This is a genomic window from Sphingorhabdus contaminans, from assembly GCF_007280415.1.
GTDB classification, from domain to species: Bacteria; Pseudomonadota; Alphaproteobacteria; order Sphingomonadales; family Sphingomonadaceae; genus Sphingorhabdus_B; species Sphingorhabdus_B contaminans.
On record NZ_VKKU01000001.1, the window covers coordinates 237836 to 253116 of the forward strand.

Sequence of the window (15281 nt, forward strand, 5' to 3'; positions counted from 1 at the left end):
TGTATCGTGAAAAAGCTTTCTGCCATCTTGTTCGCTTCTGCGGCGCTGACGCCTGTGTCTGTTCATGCGCAGCAGGATATGTCAAAAGTCGAGATCAAGGTTGAACAACTGGCACCCGGTGTCGCGGTCTTGTTTGGTGCAGGTGGCAATATTGGTGTTTCCTATGGTGAAGATGGCACCATATTGATTGACGACCAATTCGCACCCCTGACTCCTAAAATCCAGAAGGCTATCACTGATCTGGGGGCGCAGCCGGTCAAGTTTCTGATCAACACGCACTGGCATTTCGACCACAGTGGCGGAAATGAAAATCTGGGTAAGGCTGGCGCAGTCATCATGGCGCACGACAATGTCCGCGTTCGAATGGCGGCAGGGGCGACAGTCGCCGGAAACACCGTGCCACCTGCGCCCAAGGCGGCGCTGCCCGTTATCACCTATTCCGATGGCCTGAAGCTGCATCTGAATGGAGAAGAAGTGCGCGTGGTGCACGTGCCTGCGGCCCATACCGATGGCGATTCCTTCATCCACTGGACAAAGTCGAACGTCATCCACATGGGCGATCTTTTCATGTTCAAGATCAGCTTTCCTTTTGTCGATGTGGGAAGCGGTGGTGATGTCCGGGGATTTGTGACGGCGGCAGACAAAGCATTGGCGATCGCAAATGACCAGACAAAGATAATTCCGGGCCATGGCGCGGTGGCGACCAAAGCGGATTTGCAAAACCACCGGAATATGGTGGCAACGGTCATTGCAAAAGTGGAAGCCGGAATAAAAGCCGGCAAGACATTAGAACAGATCAAGGCGAGCAAGCCGACTGAAGGTTTTGGTATTAACACCGACGGCTTCATCACGCCGGACCGCTTTGTCGAGACCGTTTATAACAATCTGAAAAAATAGGACGAACGGAACCTAAGGCGCCGTCCCGCCCAGTGCCTCTATCTCGGAACGCAGTGACCGGATCAACGGCTTGATCCGGTGCAGGCGTGGCGATTCCTCGTCCAATATTGCGCTGAACATGGCCCGTTTAAATTCGCGCACTTCTGCGTCGGGTAGCGTCGCAGTCGGCGGCAGGGATGAAAGCGTTATGTCTATCAAACGCTCCGCACCATGCAGGCGGCCCCAAAGATAGTCGTTCTCGCGATAGGCTCGGCTAAAAAATGCACCGAAATTGTTGAGCTCTATACCCTTCAATACATTGGCAGCGCCGCCGGTCCGGATGGCATTGCAATCTTCAGGAGAGATGCGATCCACTTTGACAGGATCAAATTCGTCCAGGCCTTCGCCTTGTAACAACGGCAAAGTTGCGATGTCGTATAAAGGGTAGCCGATATAGCCGAGTAACATGATCCGGCGGTTTTCGTCGGGCATCTGCAACAGAGCATCGCACAGCATGCGGTCGGCGAGACGGTCAGTTTCGATCAGCTTGCGCCGTTCAGCCAGCGCGTCGATTAACGCACCGGGCTTTTCGATACCGGCCTGCACCAGCTGGATGAAATCGTCGCCCAGATATTCGGATGTTTCCCGTTCCAGAAAGAGGGAAAGGCAGGCATATATATTGTCATGCATCGCTTTTGTGCCGATGCCTTCGGTTCCATAATCCGCCTCGATTTCATGTGCGAGGCGACGCGCCAGAAAGCGCAAACGGCGGATGCGGAACCGGATATCGTGATCGCGGAAAAACTCGATAGATTGTTTGGTCGCACCAACACCTTGTTCTCCCGACATGGCCTCCAGTCCGCGACGGCGTATTTCCTCCCATATTGCTGCTCTCAACTTGCGGTAATGCATGGAGGGCCCGTCGGGATAGGCGCGTCGCGCTATGGCGATAATGTCATCCACCACGCCGGCCATTTTAAGATGGCCATATGCAGGGTAGCTATATCCTGCAGCCAGAGCGCCTTTCTGGTTCGCGGTCACACGCCATTTTTCTAGCCGTTGTGGGGTGGGCTGGGACAGGAACCAGGTCTTTCCCAGCATTTTTTCGATCGTGTTTTCCACTTCAAGCCGCAGGCTGTCGGTGATCTGGCGCATCCGCTCCACCCGTTCGGTGCGACCTTCCAATTTTTCCAGACTGTCGCGGATGGGCTGTTCCCGCGGAATGTTCGATGTGGCCCCGAAAATGGTGGAGAAAAAGCCCGGTGGCTTTAATCGCATCCCGTCCTTGGCGTTCGAACCGCCCCGCTTGCCGAAGCGGAAACTGGGCCGGCCCGGTTTGGGATCAATATAAACGAAGCGGCGATCGACTTCGCGCCGGGCAGGCCGGTTGCGCAAAGCTTCGATTGCCTGATTGAAAGGTGCATTGGCGAGTACCGAGCCATCGATCAGCATCGTGTCGGCTGCAACACCTGCCGCGAATTGTTGCGGCAATATCCGCTGCAAAAAGCTGTCGCGACCTTCCCAGACCAGATTGCGTGCGTGGATCTGGGCGTCCAGTTCATGTGCGGAAAAGGGCGGGAACGCTCCGGGAAAGCTGGCCGTAGCCCGGGCGGCGAATACGAGTTCCGGAACGGCGCCGATATCCTTGCCAGTTCTTCCACGGGTCGAAAAACTGATTGTGATGCGATGCTCGGATTCAACGACCATCGACGGGCTGTTGAGCATCAGTATCTGGTCGTGCCCGGCAAAGTCAGTGACCGTTACAAACAGGTCCAGCGGCTGGTGTTGCGGCAACAGCGTTTTGCCGGTCATGCCCTTTGCCATGGCGTCGAACGCATCCAGCAACAGGCCGGAAAATACGCGCCCTCCAAAGGGTGGCGCAAACCAGCGGGCCCGGACGAATCGTGACAATTTGGTAGCCACCTCATCCTTCGCTTCATCGGCAACCAGTCGATCAATTGCACCGCCTTTGCGCCGCAAAATCATCCAGGCAATTGGGATAGCCCAGAATTTTGAGAAGCGGGATAGTGGCCGGGCATCGGGATCGAGCAGGACTTCCACATCGGCCTTTTCCAGCCAAAGGTCGGTAAGCGGTGCGAGGGACTGTCCGGTTACGATGGCTTGGGACAAAAAGACGCCGTTGATTCCGCCCGCGCTGGACCCTGCAATGATGTCGGTGAAGATGCGCAATTTTGTACCGGCAATATCTTCGATCCGTGCCAGCAGATCGCGATAGACTTTCTCGCTGCCGCCCAGGTCGTTATCGCTGTCATGATAAGCGCGGCTGGCACGGATAAGGTGCCAAATTTCGCGCGTTACCCCATGCATGTATATTGCAAGACTGACCCCGCCATAACAGATCAGCGCCAGTCTCAATTCTTTTTCCCGCATGACAGGGGTGTGGCACCGGTGAACCCAGTGCGCAAGCGAAGAAGCGACCGCATTGGGGCTTGAGTTCCTGTTATGTTCTGTTATTCCGCTTTTATGGCAAAGGCAAAACGCAGATATGTATGTCAGGCATGCGGCTCGGAAGCGACGCGCTGGCAGGGGCAGTGCGATGATTGCGGGGAGTGGAATACGCTCGTCGAAGAAGCAGGTGCGACCGTTTTTGAAATGAAGCATCATTTGCGTTCAGGCGGCCGGTCGGTGGAACTGTCCGGTCTCGACAGCGATATCAAGCTTCCCGAAAGGGCATCAACCGGCATTGCGGAATTTGATCGCGCGCTGGGCGGTGGGCTGGTCCCAGGCTCGGCCACATTGCTGGGCGGCGACCCAGGGATCGGCAAATCCACCCTGTTGCTGCAGGCTGCTGCCAATCTTGCGCGGCGCGGATTGTCGGTCGCCTATATTTCCGGGGAAGAGGCCGTGGATCAGGTACGTTTGCGCGCCCGACGGCTCGGTCTGGGGGATGCCCCGGTGCAGTTGGCATCCGCGACATCGGTTCGGGACATACTGACCACGATCGGCCAGGGCGCGCCGCCGGCCTTGCTGGTTATCGATTCCATCCAGACGATGCACAGCGACCTCATTGAAGGTGCCCCCGGAACGGTGAGCCAGGTGCGCGCCTCGGCACAGGAGCTTATCCGTTTTGCAAAGGAGCGTGGCTCGGCCCTTATGCTCGTTGGCCATGTTACCAAAGACGGCACAATCGCAGGGCCGCGCGTTCTGGAACATATGGTTGATACCGTGCTGGCCTTCGAAGGCGAGCGCAGCCACCAATACCGAATCTTGCGGGCATCCAAAAACCGCTTTGGCGGCACGGACGAGATCGGCGTTTTTTCCATGCAGGAAGAGGGGCTGGCCGAAGTCGGGAACCCCAGTGCCTTGTTTCTCACGGACCGGGCCGAACAGGTTACCGGCGCGACCGTATTTCCGGCACTCGAGGGCACACGTCCGGTTTTGGTGGAAATCCAGGCGCTCGTCGTGCGCCTCTCCAGCGGCGCGACCCCCCGCCGGGCGGTTGTCGGATGGGATAGCGGGCGTTTGGCGATGATCCTCGCCGTTCTTGAGGCGCGCTGCGGCCTCAGTTTTTCGACGGCGGAAGTTTATCTGAACATTGCAGGCGGCTATCGCATCTCCGACCCGGCGGCCGATCTTGCGGTTGCTGCCGCGCTGGTTTCTGCCTTGTCCGAACGGCCATTGCCGTCGGATGCCGTCCTGTTTGGCGAAGTCGCGCTGTCGGGTGAAATCCGCCCTGTGGCGCATGCGGCCTTACGGCTGAAGGAATCCGCCAAATTGGGCTTCAGCCGCGCTTTGGTGCCGCCTTCGGTAACGGCGCAATCGGGCGTTTCGACGCAGGAGTTCCGCACATTGGCCCAGCTTGTGGATCATATGCTCGGGCGAAACTGAGGACGGGGTGGCAGGTTCCGGCGGGTGTAAATTGCAATCTCGCTCTTGTCTTTGCATCCACGCACCCTTAGCAACAGCAGCATGACGGCTCTCGATATCATCGTGCTTTTCTTGCTCGGAAGCGGGGCGATATTCGGCTTCATTCGCGGATTTGTGCAGGAAGCACTTTCGCTTATCGCCTGGATATTGATCATTGCGGCGGTACGCGTTTTCCACGCACCGGCATCGGCGGCGTTAAGCGAGCCAATCGGTACCGATTCCGGGGCTGCCGTCCTCGCATTTCTGGCCATCGTCATCGTAACCTACGCCCTTGGCAAATGGATCGCCAAATCGATCGGGAAAAAGTCCCGGAAATCGGTGCTGGGACCTATTGATCGTGTTCTGGGTTTCGGGTTCGGCATGCTGAAGGGGCTGATCTTTTCGACGCTCATATTCCTGTTGCTCGTGATGGGATATGAAACGCTGTTTGGCGACAAAGAGCCGCGGCCCGACTGGATGGTGAAATCGCGCACCTATCCCTTATTGAACGCCAGCGGGAATGCCATGTCCGAATTTGTTCGCCAGCAACGCGATACGACCGAAACCAACACGGCTGAATGATGGACAGCGCACTTTACAACCGGGACATTTTGCGTCTGGCCACCTCTCTGGTGGCGGGTGAGCGTCTGGATAATCCCGACGGCGTTGCCGAAAGCCGGTCCCCTATATGCGGCAGCCGAATCCACGCGGAAATCGTAATGGGCGCCAACGGGACGATCACGGCGATCGCCCTGCGTGCCAATGCATGCGCTTTGGGTCAGGCCTCCGCCGCTATCGTCCGCGCGCATGCCACAGGCTGCGATGTAGAGCATATTGCCGAAATCCGCGATGGGTTAGAGCAGGCCCTCAAGCAAAATGGGGAAATGCCCGCGCACTGGCCCGAATTGGCTTTGCTTGCGCCCGCCCGGGATTATCCTTCACGCCACGCGGCCATTCTGTTGCCTTATGACGCCATATTGGCCGCTGCGGCGCAGATGAAACTGGCGAGCTGATGGAAGAATCGACTCACCATCTGGCCGCTGACGTTATGTTTGGCGGCGTTGTGTTGCTGGGCGCGGCATTGGTCGCCGTGCTGATCTTCCGCCGATTGGGTCTGGGTGCGGTCCTCGGCTATCTGGTTGCAGGGATTGCCATCGGTCCCGATGGCCTGGGCCTGATTGGTGAAGCCCAGACGATCCTTGCCTATTCCGAAATCGGTATCATTCTTCTGCTCTTCCTCGTCGGGCTGGAGCTTTCGCCAAGCCGGCTGTGGCTGATGCGGCGGGACATATTGCTGTTCGGCCCGTTACAGGTCGCCTTGTGCGGGCTTGCGATGTTTGCCGTGATCCAGCTGGCTATGCCGAGTTTTAGTTGGGAAGCTGCTTTGGTTCTGGGACTGCCGCTCGCCCTGTCATCAACTGCGCAGGTGCTGCCCCTTTTGCAATCAAGAGGGCGACTGAAAACCGATTATGGCGAGAAAAGCTTCTCGATTTTGCTCTTCCAGGATCTTTCGATCGTCCCCTTGCTGACAATCGTTGCTGCTCTTTCCCGTGCCCCGGCGGAGGAAGGCGCGGTCAGCGGATGGCTGCTGGTAGTCTATGCGATACTGGCCATTATCGGCCTGGTGCTGGCAGGCCGCTATTTGCTGGCACCTCTGCTCAGGCTTGTTGGCAAAATCTCGGAGCGGGAATTGTTCATCGTCACCGGGCTCTTCACCGTCTGTGCAAGCGCAGCCGTCATGCAAATGATCGGTGTGTCCGCCGCACTCGGTGCTTTTGTGGCGGGTGTCATGCTGGCCGAATCGCCTTACCGGCATGAGCTGGAGGCAGATATTGACCCGTTCCGTTCGATCCTGCTCGGTCTGTTCTTCCTTGCCGTTGGAATGTTGCTCGATCTGGATGTTATCGCCGCGCAACCCGGGGTTGTCCTCGGCCTCGCTGTGGCCCTGATCCTCGTCAAAACCAGCGTGATCTTTCTGCTCGCCCGTTTTTTCGGGCTGAGCGGTTCGGCATCCATCATCACGGCCCTGCTGCTCAGCCAGGGCGGGGAATTCGGGTTTGTGTTATTTGCCGCAGCGCAAGGTGCGTTGCTGATCGAACCAGAGGCTGCCAGCCTGTTTGGTGCGGTGGTCACTTTGTCGATGGCCTCCACCCCGTTCCTGATGATCCTCGCAGGCAAGCTGGCAACCCGCAAACAGGCGAGTGAAGTGCAGTTGGATGACCCGGAACTGGCGGCGCAGGCAAATATCATTGTCGTAGGACATGGCCGCTTTGGCCAGCAGGTTGCGCAAATCATGTACGCCGCGGGCCGGAGCGTGACGCTGATCGACATCAACCCGGAAACAATCGACCTCAGCGGCGAATTCGGGCGCAAGGTTTTCTACGGTGATGGAACCCGTATCGATCTGCTGCAGCGCGCGGGTGCGGAAAAGGCCTGCGCGATATTCTTTTGCATTAATGACCGTGACCTTGATGCAGAAACGCTGACACCCGTGCGTCAGGCCTTTCCCAAGACACGGATTTTTGTCCGCGCCTATGACCGGCGGCAGGCGATCGAACTGATGCACGACACCGAAATCACCATAGTGCGCGAAGTGTTTGAATCGTCGATCCGGCTGGCGGTCGAGGGGCTAAAGTCCATGGGAGTGGCAAAACCGCAGATCGAAAAGATCGTCAGCGAATTCCGCGTACGCGACAAAAACCGGATGACCGCGCAGTTCGAAAGCGGCGACATGCATGCAGGCCAGCGGCACAGCTTCGGCGGGGATGACTCCGACGATTTTCTCTACGAGTAAGCGGGATCGTTACGCCTGGTTGTCCAGAAAAGCAGCAACATCTGCAAGGTCGACATCTTTTGAAAGAAACGTCCGGCCAATGCCTCGGGCAAGAAGGAATGGCAGTTTGCCGCCAGACATTTTCTTGTCGTGAAGCATATAGTCCACAAGCGTTGTTCCATTTGCCGTGACACCCGCATCTGCCAGAGTGACGGGCAATCCGGCCCTGTGCAGTACGTCCGCCGCGCGGTCGGCATCATCCTGACGGCATAAGCCGAGCCGGACGGAATAGCGGAAGGCGAGTGCCATCCCCGTCGCGACCGCTTCACCGTGGAAAAGCCGGTCGGAAAAGCCGGTATCCGCCTCCAGCGCATGCCCGAACGTGTGGCCGAGATTGAGAAGTGCCCGCGTGCCGGTCAGTTCCTTTTCATCTGCCGCAACAATGCGGGCCTTGGATGTTACAGAATGCTGGATGGCATAGCGGCGTGCCTCGGCATCACCGGCGAAGAACGCGTCCAGATTGCTGTCACACCAGTCAAAGAAATCCGGATCATCGATCAGGCCATATTTCACCACTTCGGCAAAACCGGCCGCTAGTTGGCGCCGTGGAAGGGATTCCAGCACATCCGGGTCAATGAGAACAAGGGACGGTTGATGAAACGCACCAACCAGATTTTTGCCCGCCTTGCTGTTGATGGCGGTCTTGCCGCCGACGCTGCTGTCCACTTGCGCCAGCAATGTTGTGGGAATCTGTATGAATGAACAGCCGCGCTTGATGATATGTGCGGCAAATCCGGTGATGTCGCCCACAACTCCGCCACCGAGCGCGAGGATGTGGTCGCTGCGTTCAATATGGTTTTCCAGCAGCCAGTCGGTCAGTTTCTCCAACTGCTCCCAACTTTTGCCATCTTCCCCGGCCGGCAATGTGAACAGTTCTGCGGCCAAATTGGCGCGCGTTAACGACGCGTGCACGTCGGGCCAAACCTCGCGGGCGACATTGGTGTCGGTGACGACCAGAAACCGTCCGGACCGGGCATAGGACGAAACTTGTTGCGCAATGTCCTGAAGAAGTCCGGCCTTTATCCGGATGTCATAGGGCCGGTCGGCAAGATCGACGGTGACTGTGCTCATGCAGAAATGGCTTTCAGGATGTTTTCAACGGTGCGGGCGTGCGGCGACGCGTCGCTTCTTATGTGGATGTTGGCCTCGGCATAGAGCGGGTTTCGGACCCTGCCAAGTTCGGTAAGCACCTCGACCGGATCGCGGCCCTTTAGCAGCGGCCGGTTGTTTCGCCGCGATACACGGTCGGCCAAAATATGGACATCGGCGTCGAGCCATATCGAAAGCGCGCGCTCCCGGATCAATGCACGGGTCGCATCGTTCACAAAGGCACCGCCGCCCGTCGCAATTATCTTGGGCTCGCCCTCGATCAGGCGGGCAACAACACGACGTTCCCCGTCCCGGAAATAAGGTTCACCAAATTTTTCGAAAATCTCCGCAATGGTCATTCCCGCTGCGGTTTCAATCTCTTCATCGGCATCGACAAATTCACACCCCAGACGCGCGGCAAGTCTTTTGCCGATGCTGGTTTTTCCAACGCCCATCATACCGACAAGGACCACCGAACGCTCCAATGGCGCTGTTTTCGCCGGTCCCGCGGAAGGGGAATTCAGATCATCATGTGAACCCATTGCGATGGGGGCTATATATCGGCTAGGTGCAACCGGAAAGCAATTTGCCGCAAAACCCAACACGCCTTTAAAACAATGACCAGTGGAAAGGGCACAGGCGGGCAAGAGGAGGCGCATGGCTGTTGGCATTTTTCCCGCTGCCGCTCCGGACATGGCGGAGTTGCGCAATTTGGGATGGTCCGATTGCCAGTGGCCATTGCAGTACATGGAAATTCCGGTACAAGCACCGGCAGAAGAAGCGGGCCCGCAAAGTTGACCAAAAAAGCTACAAAAACAGTGTTGTTTGCCGCCAGCGCGCTGGCGCTGGTATTTGCATTGCCTGCCCTGGGCCAGCAAGGTCCGGAGTCGCTGTTGCCTGAAGGATTTGGCGATCCCACTCCGCCGCCAGCGAACACACGGCCTACGCCCAATAGTACGGGCCAGACAACGCCTTCTACTTCGGTGCGGCCGACAACGCCCGGCGATCCACTGGCGACAGCAGCCACGGACAATCCCGATGCTGCCGATGCAGAAGAGGAGGACGAAGAAGAGGAAGAGGAAGAAGAGCTCGTCATCAAATATGACGTCCCTCCTGCCGCACGGCGGTCGCTTTCGGCTGTCGGTGTGATTTCGGACGCGTCGGGCGGCTTTCCCTCGGAATCCTTTGGTGCCCTTGATGGCACTTTCCTGAAACAGGTGGTTAACCGCACAACAGGGCCGATCGCGTCGCGTTGGGGCACGATAATGGGCCGCCGCCTGCTCATCAGCCGGACCAGCACCCCGAAAGGTGTGAATGGCGCGGACTGGACGGCGGAAAGAGCCTGGCTCTTGCTGCGTATGGGCGATTCGGTATCGGCCCGTCATCTGATCCAGGAAGTGGACGCAGGCAATTATACCAAGCGTATGCACGAGGTTGCGCTGCAAGTGTATCTTGCCAATGCGGATCTTTCGGGCATGTGCCCTCTGGTTGAAAATGCGGTTCGGCTGGTCAATGACGGACGCTGGAAAATGGCGCGCGCAATCTGCGCCTCCCTGGCCGGAGAGCAGGGCAGTGCCACCGCATTCATAAATCAGGGCCGCTACCAGGGGTGGGTTCGGGGCGTCGATTACCGCCTGACCGAGAAAGCCGTTGGTGCCGGTATCAACGGCCGCCGGTCGGTAAAGATCGAATGGGAAGGCGTCGAAGGGATGAACCCATGGCGCTTTGGTCTCGCTTCGGCGACCGGACTGGAACCACCGGACAGGCTATTCGCTAAGAGCGGCCGACAAATGGCAGGCTGGCGTGTGCAACTGCCGATGTTCCAGGCTGCGATCCGTGCGAAATATGCCCCCCAGGCGGCTGCATTGGGAATATATTCCAACCGGGAAATGGTTGACCTCTATGGTCAGGTTATCGATGATACAGAGGCCCCTGATCCTGTAAAAAGCCGCGCGGAAGGTTTGCGTTCAGCCTACACAGCCTCGGGCGATGCCGCCAAAGTTGCTGCGATGGCATCGCTATGGACCGGTGCCACCGCTGGTGCGGATTACCACGGCGCGTTGGTCATGACAGCACGGGCGGCGGCCCTGATCAGGCCGGACGAAGCCCATGCCGGGGCTGCCGACCAACTGATTGCCTCCATGCTGACTGCCGGACTGGATCGCAATGCTGCGGCATGGTCAAACATAGTTGATGAAGGCACTTTGGGTTGGGCGCTGCTTGCGCTGGGGTCTCCCACCAATGTGGTGTCGGTCGATTCAGGTGCGCTCGGTGACTTTTACAGCGGCGACGATAGCGAAAAGGCACATAAATCGGCTCTGCTGCTCGCAGGCCTTGCAGGACTGGGACGTGTTGACTCCGGGGCTCAGTCGGATTTCGGACGCGATCTTGAAATAAATGTGACGCGCCAGACGCCGTGGAGCCGTGCAATCACTTCGGCCGCCGAACGCGGGGAGCAAGGAACCGTTGCCTTGATGGCTCTTGCCGGAATGCAAGCACCAAACTGGGCTTTGGTGCCTGCAAACCATCTCTATTATATTGTACGCTCGCTCAAGCAGGTCGGGTTGGAGGCAGAGGCGCGAATGATTGCGGCCGAGGCTGTAGCCTTCGGTTGAATGTCCTCGAACGACACGAACCTGATTGATCGTTTCCTTGAAATGATGGCGGCCGAGCGCGGGGTCGCCCGCAACACTCTTCTGGCCTATCAAAGCGACCTGAGTGCAGCATCCAACTTGACAGGAGGAAGGCTTGCCACCGCCAATGCCGCTGTTTTGGCCGATCTTGCCCGCCAATGGGGCGGTCTGGCCAACAGCTCTGTAGCGCGTAAGGTTTCCGCACTTCGTCGATTCTATGCCTTTTTGCAGGAAGAGGGACTGCGGGAGGATAACCCGTCTTCGGCATTGCCCAAACCGTCGCTGGGACGCGCACTGCCCAAAATTCTGGACACCCATGAAGTCGACCTGCTTTTCCAGACGGTGGAACAGGCTTTGTCGAAACCCGATCCCGGCGAAAAGGACTATCGCCTCGCGGCGCTGGTCGAGCTTCTTTACGGATCAGGGTTGCGCGCAACGGAATTAGTATCTCTGCCGCGCAGTTCCGTTGTTTCGGACCGGCCTTTCATTATTCTGACCGGGAAAGGCAACAAGGAACGGCTGGTTCCCATTTCGGACAGGGCGCGACAGGCGGTTGGTGCTTGGCTGGCCTTTGTGCCCAAGGATTCCCGCTATCTCTTTCCGTCGCGCGGAAAGCATATCAGCCGTATCCGGCTATACCAGATTATCAAATCGCTTGCGGCCAAGGCCGGGCTTGATCCCGACAAGATAAGCCCGCATGTATTGCGCCATGCCTTTGCAACGCATTTATTGGCCGGCGGCGCCAATTTACGGGCTTTGCAGGCGATGCTGGGCCATGCCGACATCGCCACGACGCAAATTTATACCCATGTCGACAGCAGCCGGCTCGTCGAACTTGTGAACAAGCGCCATCCTTTGGCAAACCGCACGTTGACCCGGGGCGCTTCAGGTTCTAACCCGCTGGCATGACCGTCTATCTGGATTTCGAAAAGCCCATCGCGGCGTTGGAAGCGCGTATCATTGAGCTACAGGAAGCTGCCGATGAAAGTGAAGTCGACGTTGGCGCGGAAATTAGCAAATTGCGTGACAAGGCCGACAAGCAGCTGAAAGACACGTACAGCAAGCTGACGGCCTGGCAGAAAACGCAAGTCGCCCGGCATCCCGAGCGTCCACATTTCAAGCATTTTATCGCGTCGATTTTTGACGATTTCCTTCCCCTCGCCGGAGACCGGGCCTTTGCCGATGACCAGGCCATTTTGGGCGGCCTTGCGCGGCTCAGTGGTCGCAGGGTGATGGTGATCGGTCATGAAAAGGGCGACGACACACAAAGCCGCCTGCGCCATAATTTCGGCATGGGAAAACCGGAAGGTTACCGCAAGGCCATTCGTCTGATGGAACTGGCCGACAGATTTTCGATACCTGTGGTCAGCCTTGTGGACACTTCCGGAGCCTTTCCCGGCATACAGGCAGAAGAACGCGGCCAGGCCGAAGCGATTGCCCGTTCGACGGAGAAATGCCTGCAACTGGGGGTCCCCATGATCGCCTGCATCGTGGGTGAAGGCGGTTCCGGCGGTGCGGTCGCGCTGGCGGCGGCGGACCGGGTGCTGATGTTTGAACATGCTGTCTATTCCGTCATTTCGCCCGAAGGCTGTGCATCCATCTTGTGGCGCACCGGCGACAAGGCGGCCGACGCGGCGCAGGCCATGAAGATGACCGCCGAAGATCTGAAATCCCTCGGCGTGATTGACCGCATCGTCAAAGAACCGATGGGCGGCGCCCACCGCGACCATGGCATGGCGGCGGCATCGCTGGGCAAGGCAATCGGCGAAGAGCTGGACGCTCTGTCCGCCTTCAGCAGCAAAGAACTTTTGCAGCAGCGGCGCGCCAAATTCCTCGCAATGGGTGCCTGATTTTTCGGAGGTAAGCCCTTGCTGCGGGTCGAGATTTTACGCCCGCGGAACATAATTCATGCTATTCTGGTTCTCGCGACCCAAGGAGACCCTATATGCATGTGACCAGGAAGACTTTGATTTTGGGCGGGGCAATAATGTCGCTGGCGGCCCTGAATACCGCCACACCCGTCGCGGCGCAGAAAAAATCCGTCGCCGCCGTGCCCAAACCTTTCACGGCACAGGAAAAGTCTGAAGGCGCCAAATATCATCCTGAAATCCTGAAAGAATTTGGCGGCGCCATGCAAAGTCCGCAGACGGCCTATGTGGTGCGCGTGGGCAAGGGGATCGCCGTGCAATCCGGGCTGGGCAATGCCGAAAGCGACTTTACGGTCACGCTGCTCAATTCCCCGGTGAACAATGCCTTCGCGATTCCCGGCGGCTATGTTTACATCACGCGGCAACTGGTCGCGCTTTGCAACAGCGAGGCGGAGATGGCCGGCGTTCTGGGCCATGAAGTCGGCCATACGGCGGCCCGCCACAGCCAGAAGCGGCAGAAAAATGCAACGATTGCAAATATCCTGGGCGTAGGCGGTTCCATATTGGGTGCGGTAATTGGCGACAGTGGCGGCTTGCTCGGCGCGCTGGGTGGTGGACTCAAGCAATATTCAGGCACGCTTGCCCAGTTGTTCAGCCTGAAATATTCCCGCGGCCAGGAAGAGGAGGCCGATGATTATGGCATCCGCTATCTCAGCAAGGCCGGTTATGATCCTACGGCGCTATCATCGATGCTGAACTCGCTGGCATTGCAAACCGCGGTCGATGTCCGGGTGTCCGGGATGGGCGATAACCGGGTGCCCGAATGGGCGAGTACCCATCCCGATCCCGCACGACGGGTCGTACGCGCTGCAAACGGCGCGAAAGCCTATCCGGCCAGCAGCGTGCGCAAGGCAGATTCGCATTTGGCGGCCATCAACGGAATGCTCTATGGCGACGATCCTGCCCAGGGCGTGGTGGAAGGGCAGGAGTTTCTGCATCCGCTCATCAAGATGAAGTTCACCGCCCCAACCGGATTCGGGATGCAGAACGGGACAGATGCGGTGTCCATCAATGGGAACAGCGGTAAAGCGATTTTCGCGCAAGGCTATTTCAACGGCGATCGTCAGGCTTATGTGGCCGCGGCTTTCAAGTCGGTGTCAGGACAGAATATGTCCATACCGGTGGGGGATATTCGCCAGACGACGGTCAACGGCATACCGGCCTTTTATTCGTCCACCATTGTCAACACACAGCAGGGCGCGCGCGAGGTGACGGTGTTTGCCTATGAATGGGGCGGCAATGTCGGCTATCATTTCATCACGATCACGGCCGCCAATTCCACTCCGTTCAATTCCATGTTCAGCAGCATGGCACGTCTGTCGGATTCTCAGGCAGCGGCCATCAAACCGCGCAAATTGCGTGTCGTGACCGTGGCAAAGGGTGATACCCTTTCGTCCCTGTCGTCGCGCATGGCCTATACATCGCTGCAGACGGAACGGTTTCGGGCGCTGAATGGCCTTTCTGCCAATCAAAATGTGACGATAGGACAGAAAGTCAAAATAGTTACCTATTGATGTCGAGTAATCGACAACAAAAAAGGGCGGTAACCGAAGTTACCGCCCTCTATTTCCTGTCAGGTAACTAGTACCCGATCAGAACAGCTTCTATTAGAGGCTGTTGCTGACTTCAGTGAACGTGTTCGACAGGTTGTTGCCGAGGCTGCCCATTGCAGTGATAGCTGCAACTGCGATCAGAGCGGCGATCAGGCCGTATTCAATTGCAGTCGCGCCGTCTTCGTTCTTGAAGAGTTTCTTGATAACTTTCATTTTAGGTCTCCTGTTGCTTGTTCAATTCACCCGAGCGGATATTTTTATTACTTATAAAACTATCCGACTTTGGCCTGATTATTCCCAAATCTATACCAAATCGTTAACGCCACTTAGCTTGCATTAATAATTTTATTCGAAACCTGGTTCCACATACTCTTGGAACCTTCCCCGAATTCACCAAGTGATGCCACGATTGCGATAACAATCAGTGAAACAATCAAACCATACTCCACAGCCGTCGCCCCCTGTTCGCATCGCGTGATACGACGAATTAGTTCCAACATCT

Annotated in this window: 15 protein-coding genes; 10 read left to right on the forward strand and 5 right to left on the reverse strand. The window is 57.5% G+C overall.

Translation table 11 applies throughout. The annotated features are described in order from the left end of the window. Nucleotides 1–6 precede the first annotated feature (6 nt). Complete coding sequence (locus tag FOM92_RS01235) at nt 7–897, forward strand: MBL fold metallo-hydrolase (RefSeq protein ID WP_246087113.1); 891 nt, start codon at nt 7–9, stop codon at nt 895–897. Between the two features lie 12 nt (nt 898–909). Here FOM92_RS01235 and FOM92_RS01240 read toward each other — a convergent pair whose 3' ends face one another. Beyond that, nucleotides 910–3267: a patatin-like protein gene (locus FOM92_RS01240; protein ID WP_143774969.1), complete on the reverse strand. Its 2358-nt coding sequence runs from the start codon at nt 3265–3267 to the stop codon at nt 910–912. A gap of 93 nt (nt 3268–3360) precedes the next feature. Between FOM92_RS01240 and radA the strand changes: the two genes are divergently transcribed. From radA to FOM92_RS01260, 4 genes are all read left to right on the forward strand, one after another. Beyond that, the gene (gene radA / locus FOM92_RS01245) at nt 3361–4725 is read left to right on the forward strand and encodes a DNA repair protein RadA (protein WP_143774970.1); all 1365 of its coding nucleotides are present in this window, start codon (nt 3361–3363) and stop codon (nt 4723–4725) included. An 81-nt stretch (nt 4726–4806) separates the two neighbouring features. After that, the gene (locus tag FOM92_RS01250) at nt 4807–5325 is read left to right on the forward strand and encodes a CvpA family protein (RefSeq protein ID WP_143774971.1); all 519 of its coding nucleotides are present in this window, start codon (nt 4807–4809) and stop codon (nt 5323–5325) included. After that, on the forward strand, nt 5322–5756 hold the full coding sequence (locus FOM92_RS01255) for an iron-sulfur cluster assembly scaffold protein (RefSeq protein ID WP_143774972.1): 435 nt from the start codon (nt 5322–5324) through the stop codon (nt 5754–5756). The genes FOM92_RS01250 and FOM92_RS01255 overlap by 4 nt, the downstream gene beginning before the upstream one ends. After that, the gene (locus FOM92_RS01260) at nt 5756–7537 is read left to right on the forward strand and encodes a monovalent cation:proton antiporter-2 (CPA2) family protein (RefSeq protein ID WP_143774973.1); all 1782 of its coding nucleotides are present in this window, start codon (nt 5756–5758) and stop codon (nt 7535–7537) included. The genes FOM92_RS01255 and FOM92_RS01260 overlap by 1 nt, the downstream gene beginning before the upstream one ends. Nucleotides 7538–7546: 9 nt before the next feature. On the opposite strand, the gene aroB is transcribed toward FOM92_RS01260, so the two are convergent. Beyond that, nucleotides 7547–8647 carry a 3-dehydroquinate synthase gene (gene aroB / locus FOM92_RS01265; protein WP_143774974.1) on the reverse strand — a complete coding sequence of 367 codons (1101 nt, stop codon included), beginning with the start codon at nt 8645–8647 and terminating at the stop codon, nt 7547–7549. Further along, the gene (locus FOM92_RS01270) at nt 8644–9207 is read right to left on the reverse strand and encodes a shikimate kinase (protein ID WP_143774975.1); all 564 of its coding nucleotides are present in this window, start codon (nt 9205–9207) and stop codon (nt 8644–8646) included. The genes aroB and FOM92_RS01270 overlap by 4 nt, the downstream gene beginning before the upstream one ends. A gap of 115 nt (nt 9208–9322) precedes the next feature. On the opposite strand from FOM92_RS01270, the gene FOM92_RS15875 reads away from it, so the two are divergent. The 5 genes from FOM92_RS15875 to FOM92_RS01290 all read left to right on the forward strand — a co-directional run bounded on the left by FOM92_RS15875 (nt 9323) and on the right by FOM92_RS01290 (nt 14740). Next, nucleotides 9323–9463 carry a hypothetical protein gene (locus FOM92_RS15875; RefSeq protein ID WP_170226759.1) on the forward strand — a complete coding sequence of 47 codons (141 nt, stop codon included), beginning with the start codon at nt 9323–9325 and terminating at the stop codon, nt 9461–9463. Next, on the forward strand, nt 9460–11280 hold the full coding sequence (locus FOM92_RS01275; protein WP_143774976.1) for a hypothetical protein: 1821 nt from the start codon (nt 9460–9462) through the stop codon (nt 11278–11280). The genes FOM92_RS15875 and FOM92_RS01275 overlap by 4 nt, the downstream gene beginning before the upstream one ends. Next, a complete protein-coding gene (locus FOM92_RS01280) occupies nt 11281–12207 on the forward strand; it encodes a tyrosine recombinase (RefSeq protein ID WP_143774977.1) in 927 nt (308 codons plus the stop codon). Beyond that, complete coding sequence (locus FOM92_RS01285; RefSeq protein ID WP_143774978.1) at nt 12204–13148, forward strand: acetyl-CoA carboxylase carboxyltransferase subunit alpha; 945 nt, start codon at nt 12204–12206, stop codon at nt 13146–13148. Before FOM92_RS01280 ends, FOM92_RS01285 begins: the two co-directional genes overlap by 4 nt. A 95-nt stretch (nt 13149–13243) precedes the next feature. After that, a complete protein-coding gene (locus FOM92_RS01290; RefSeq protein WP_246087114.1) occupies nt 13244–14740 on the forward strand; it encodes a M48 family metalloprotease in 1497 nt (498 codons plus the stop codon). 93 nt (nt 14741–14833) lie between these two features. Here FOM92_RS01290 and FOM92_RS01295 read toward each other — a convergent pair whose 3' ends face one another. Next, entirely contained in the window at nt 14834–14992 is a 159-nt protein-coding gene (locus tag FOM92_RS01295) for a Flp family type IVb pilin (RefSeq protein WP_143774979.1), read from the reverse strand. Nucleotides 14993–15105: 113 nt separating this feature from the next. Further along, nucleotides 15106–15279 (reverse strand): Flp family type IVb pilin, encoded by a 174-nt coding sequence (locus tag FOM92_RS16170; RefSeq protein WP_143774980.1) that lies wholly within the window; start codon nt 15277–15279, stop codon nt 15106–15108. Nucleotides 15280–15281: the final 2 nt, after the last annotated feature.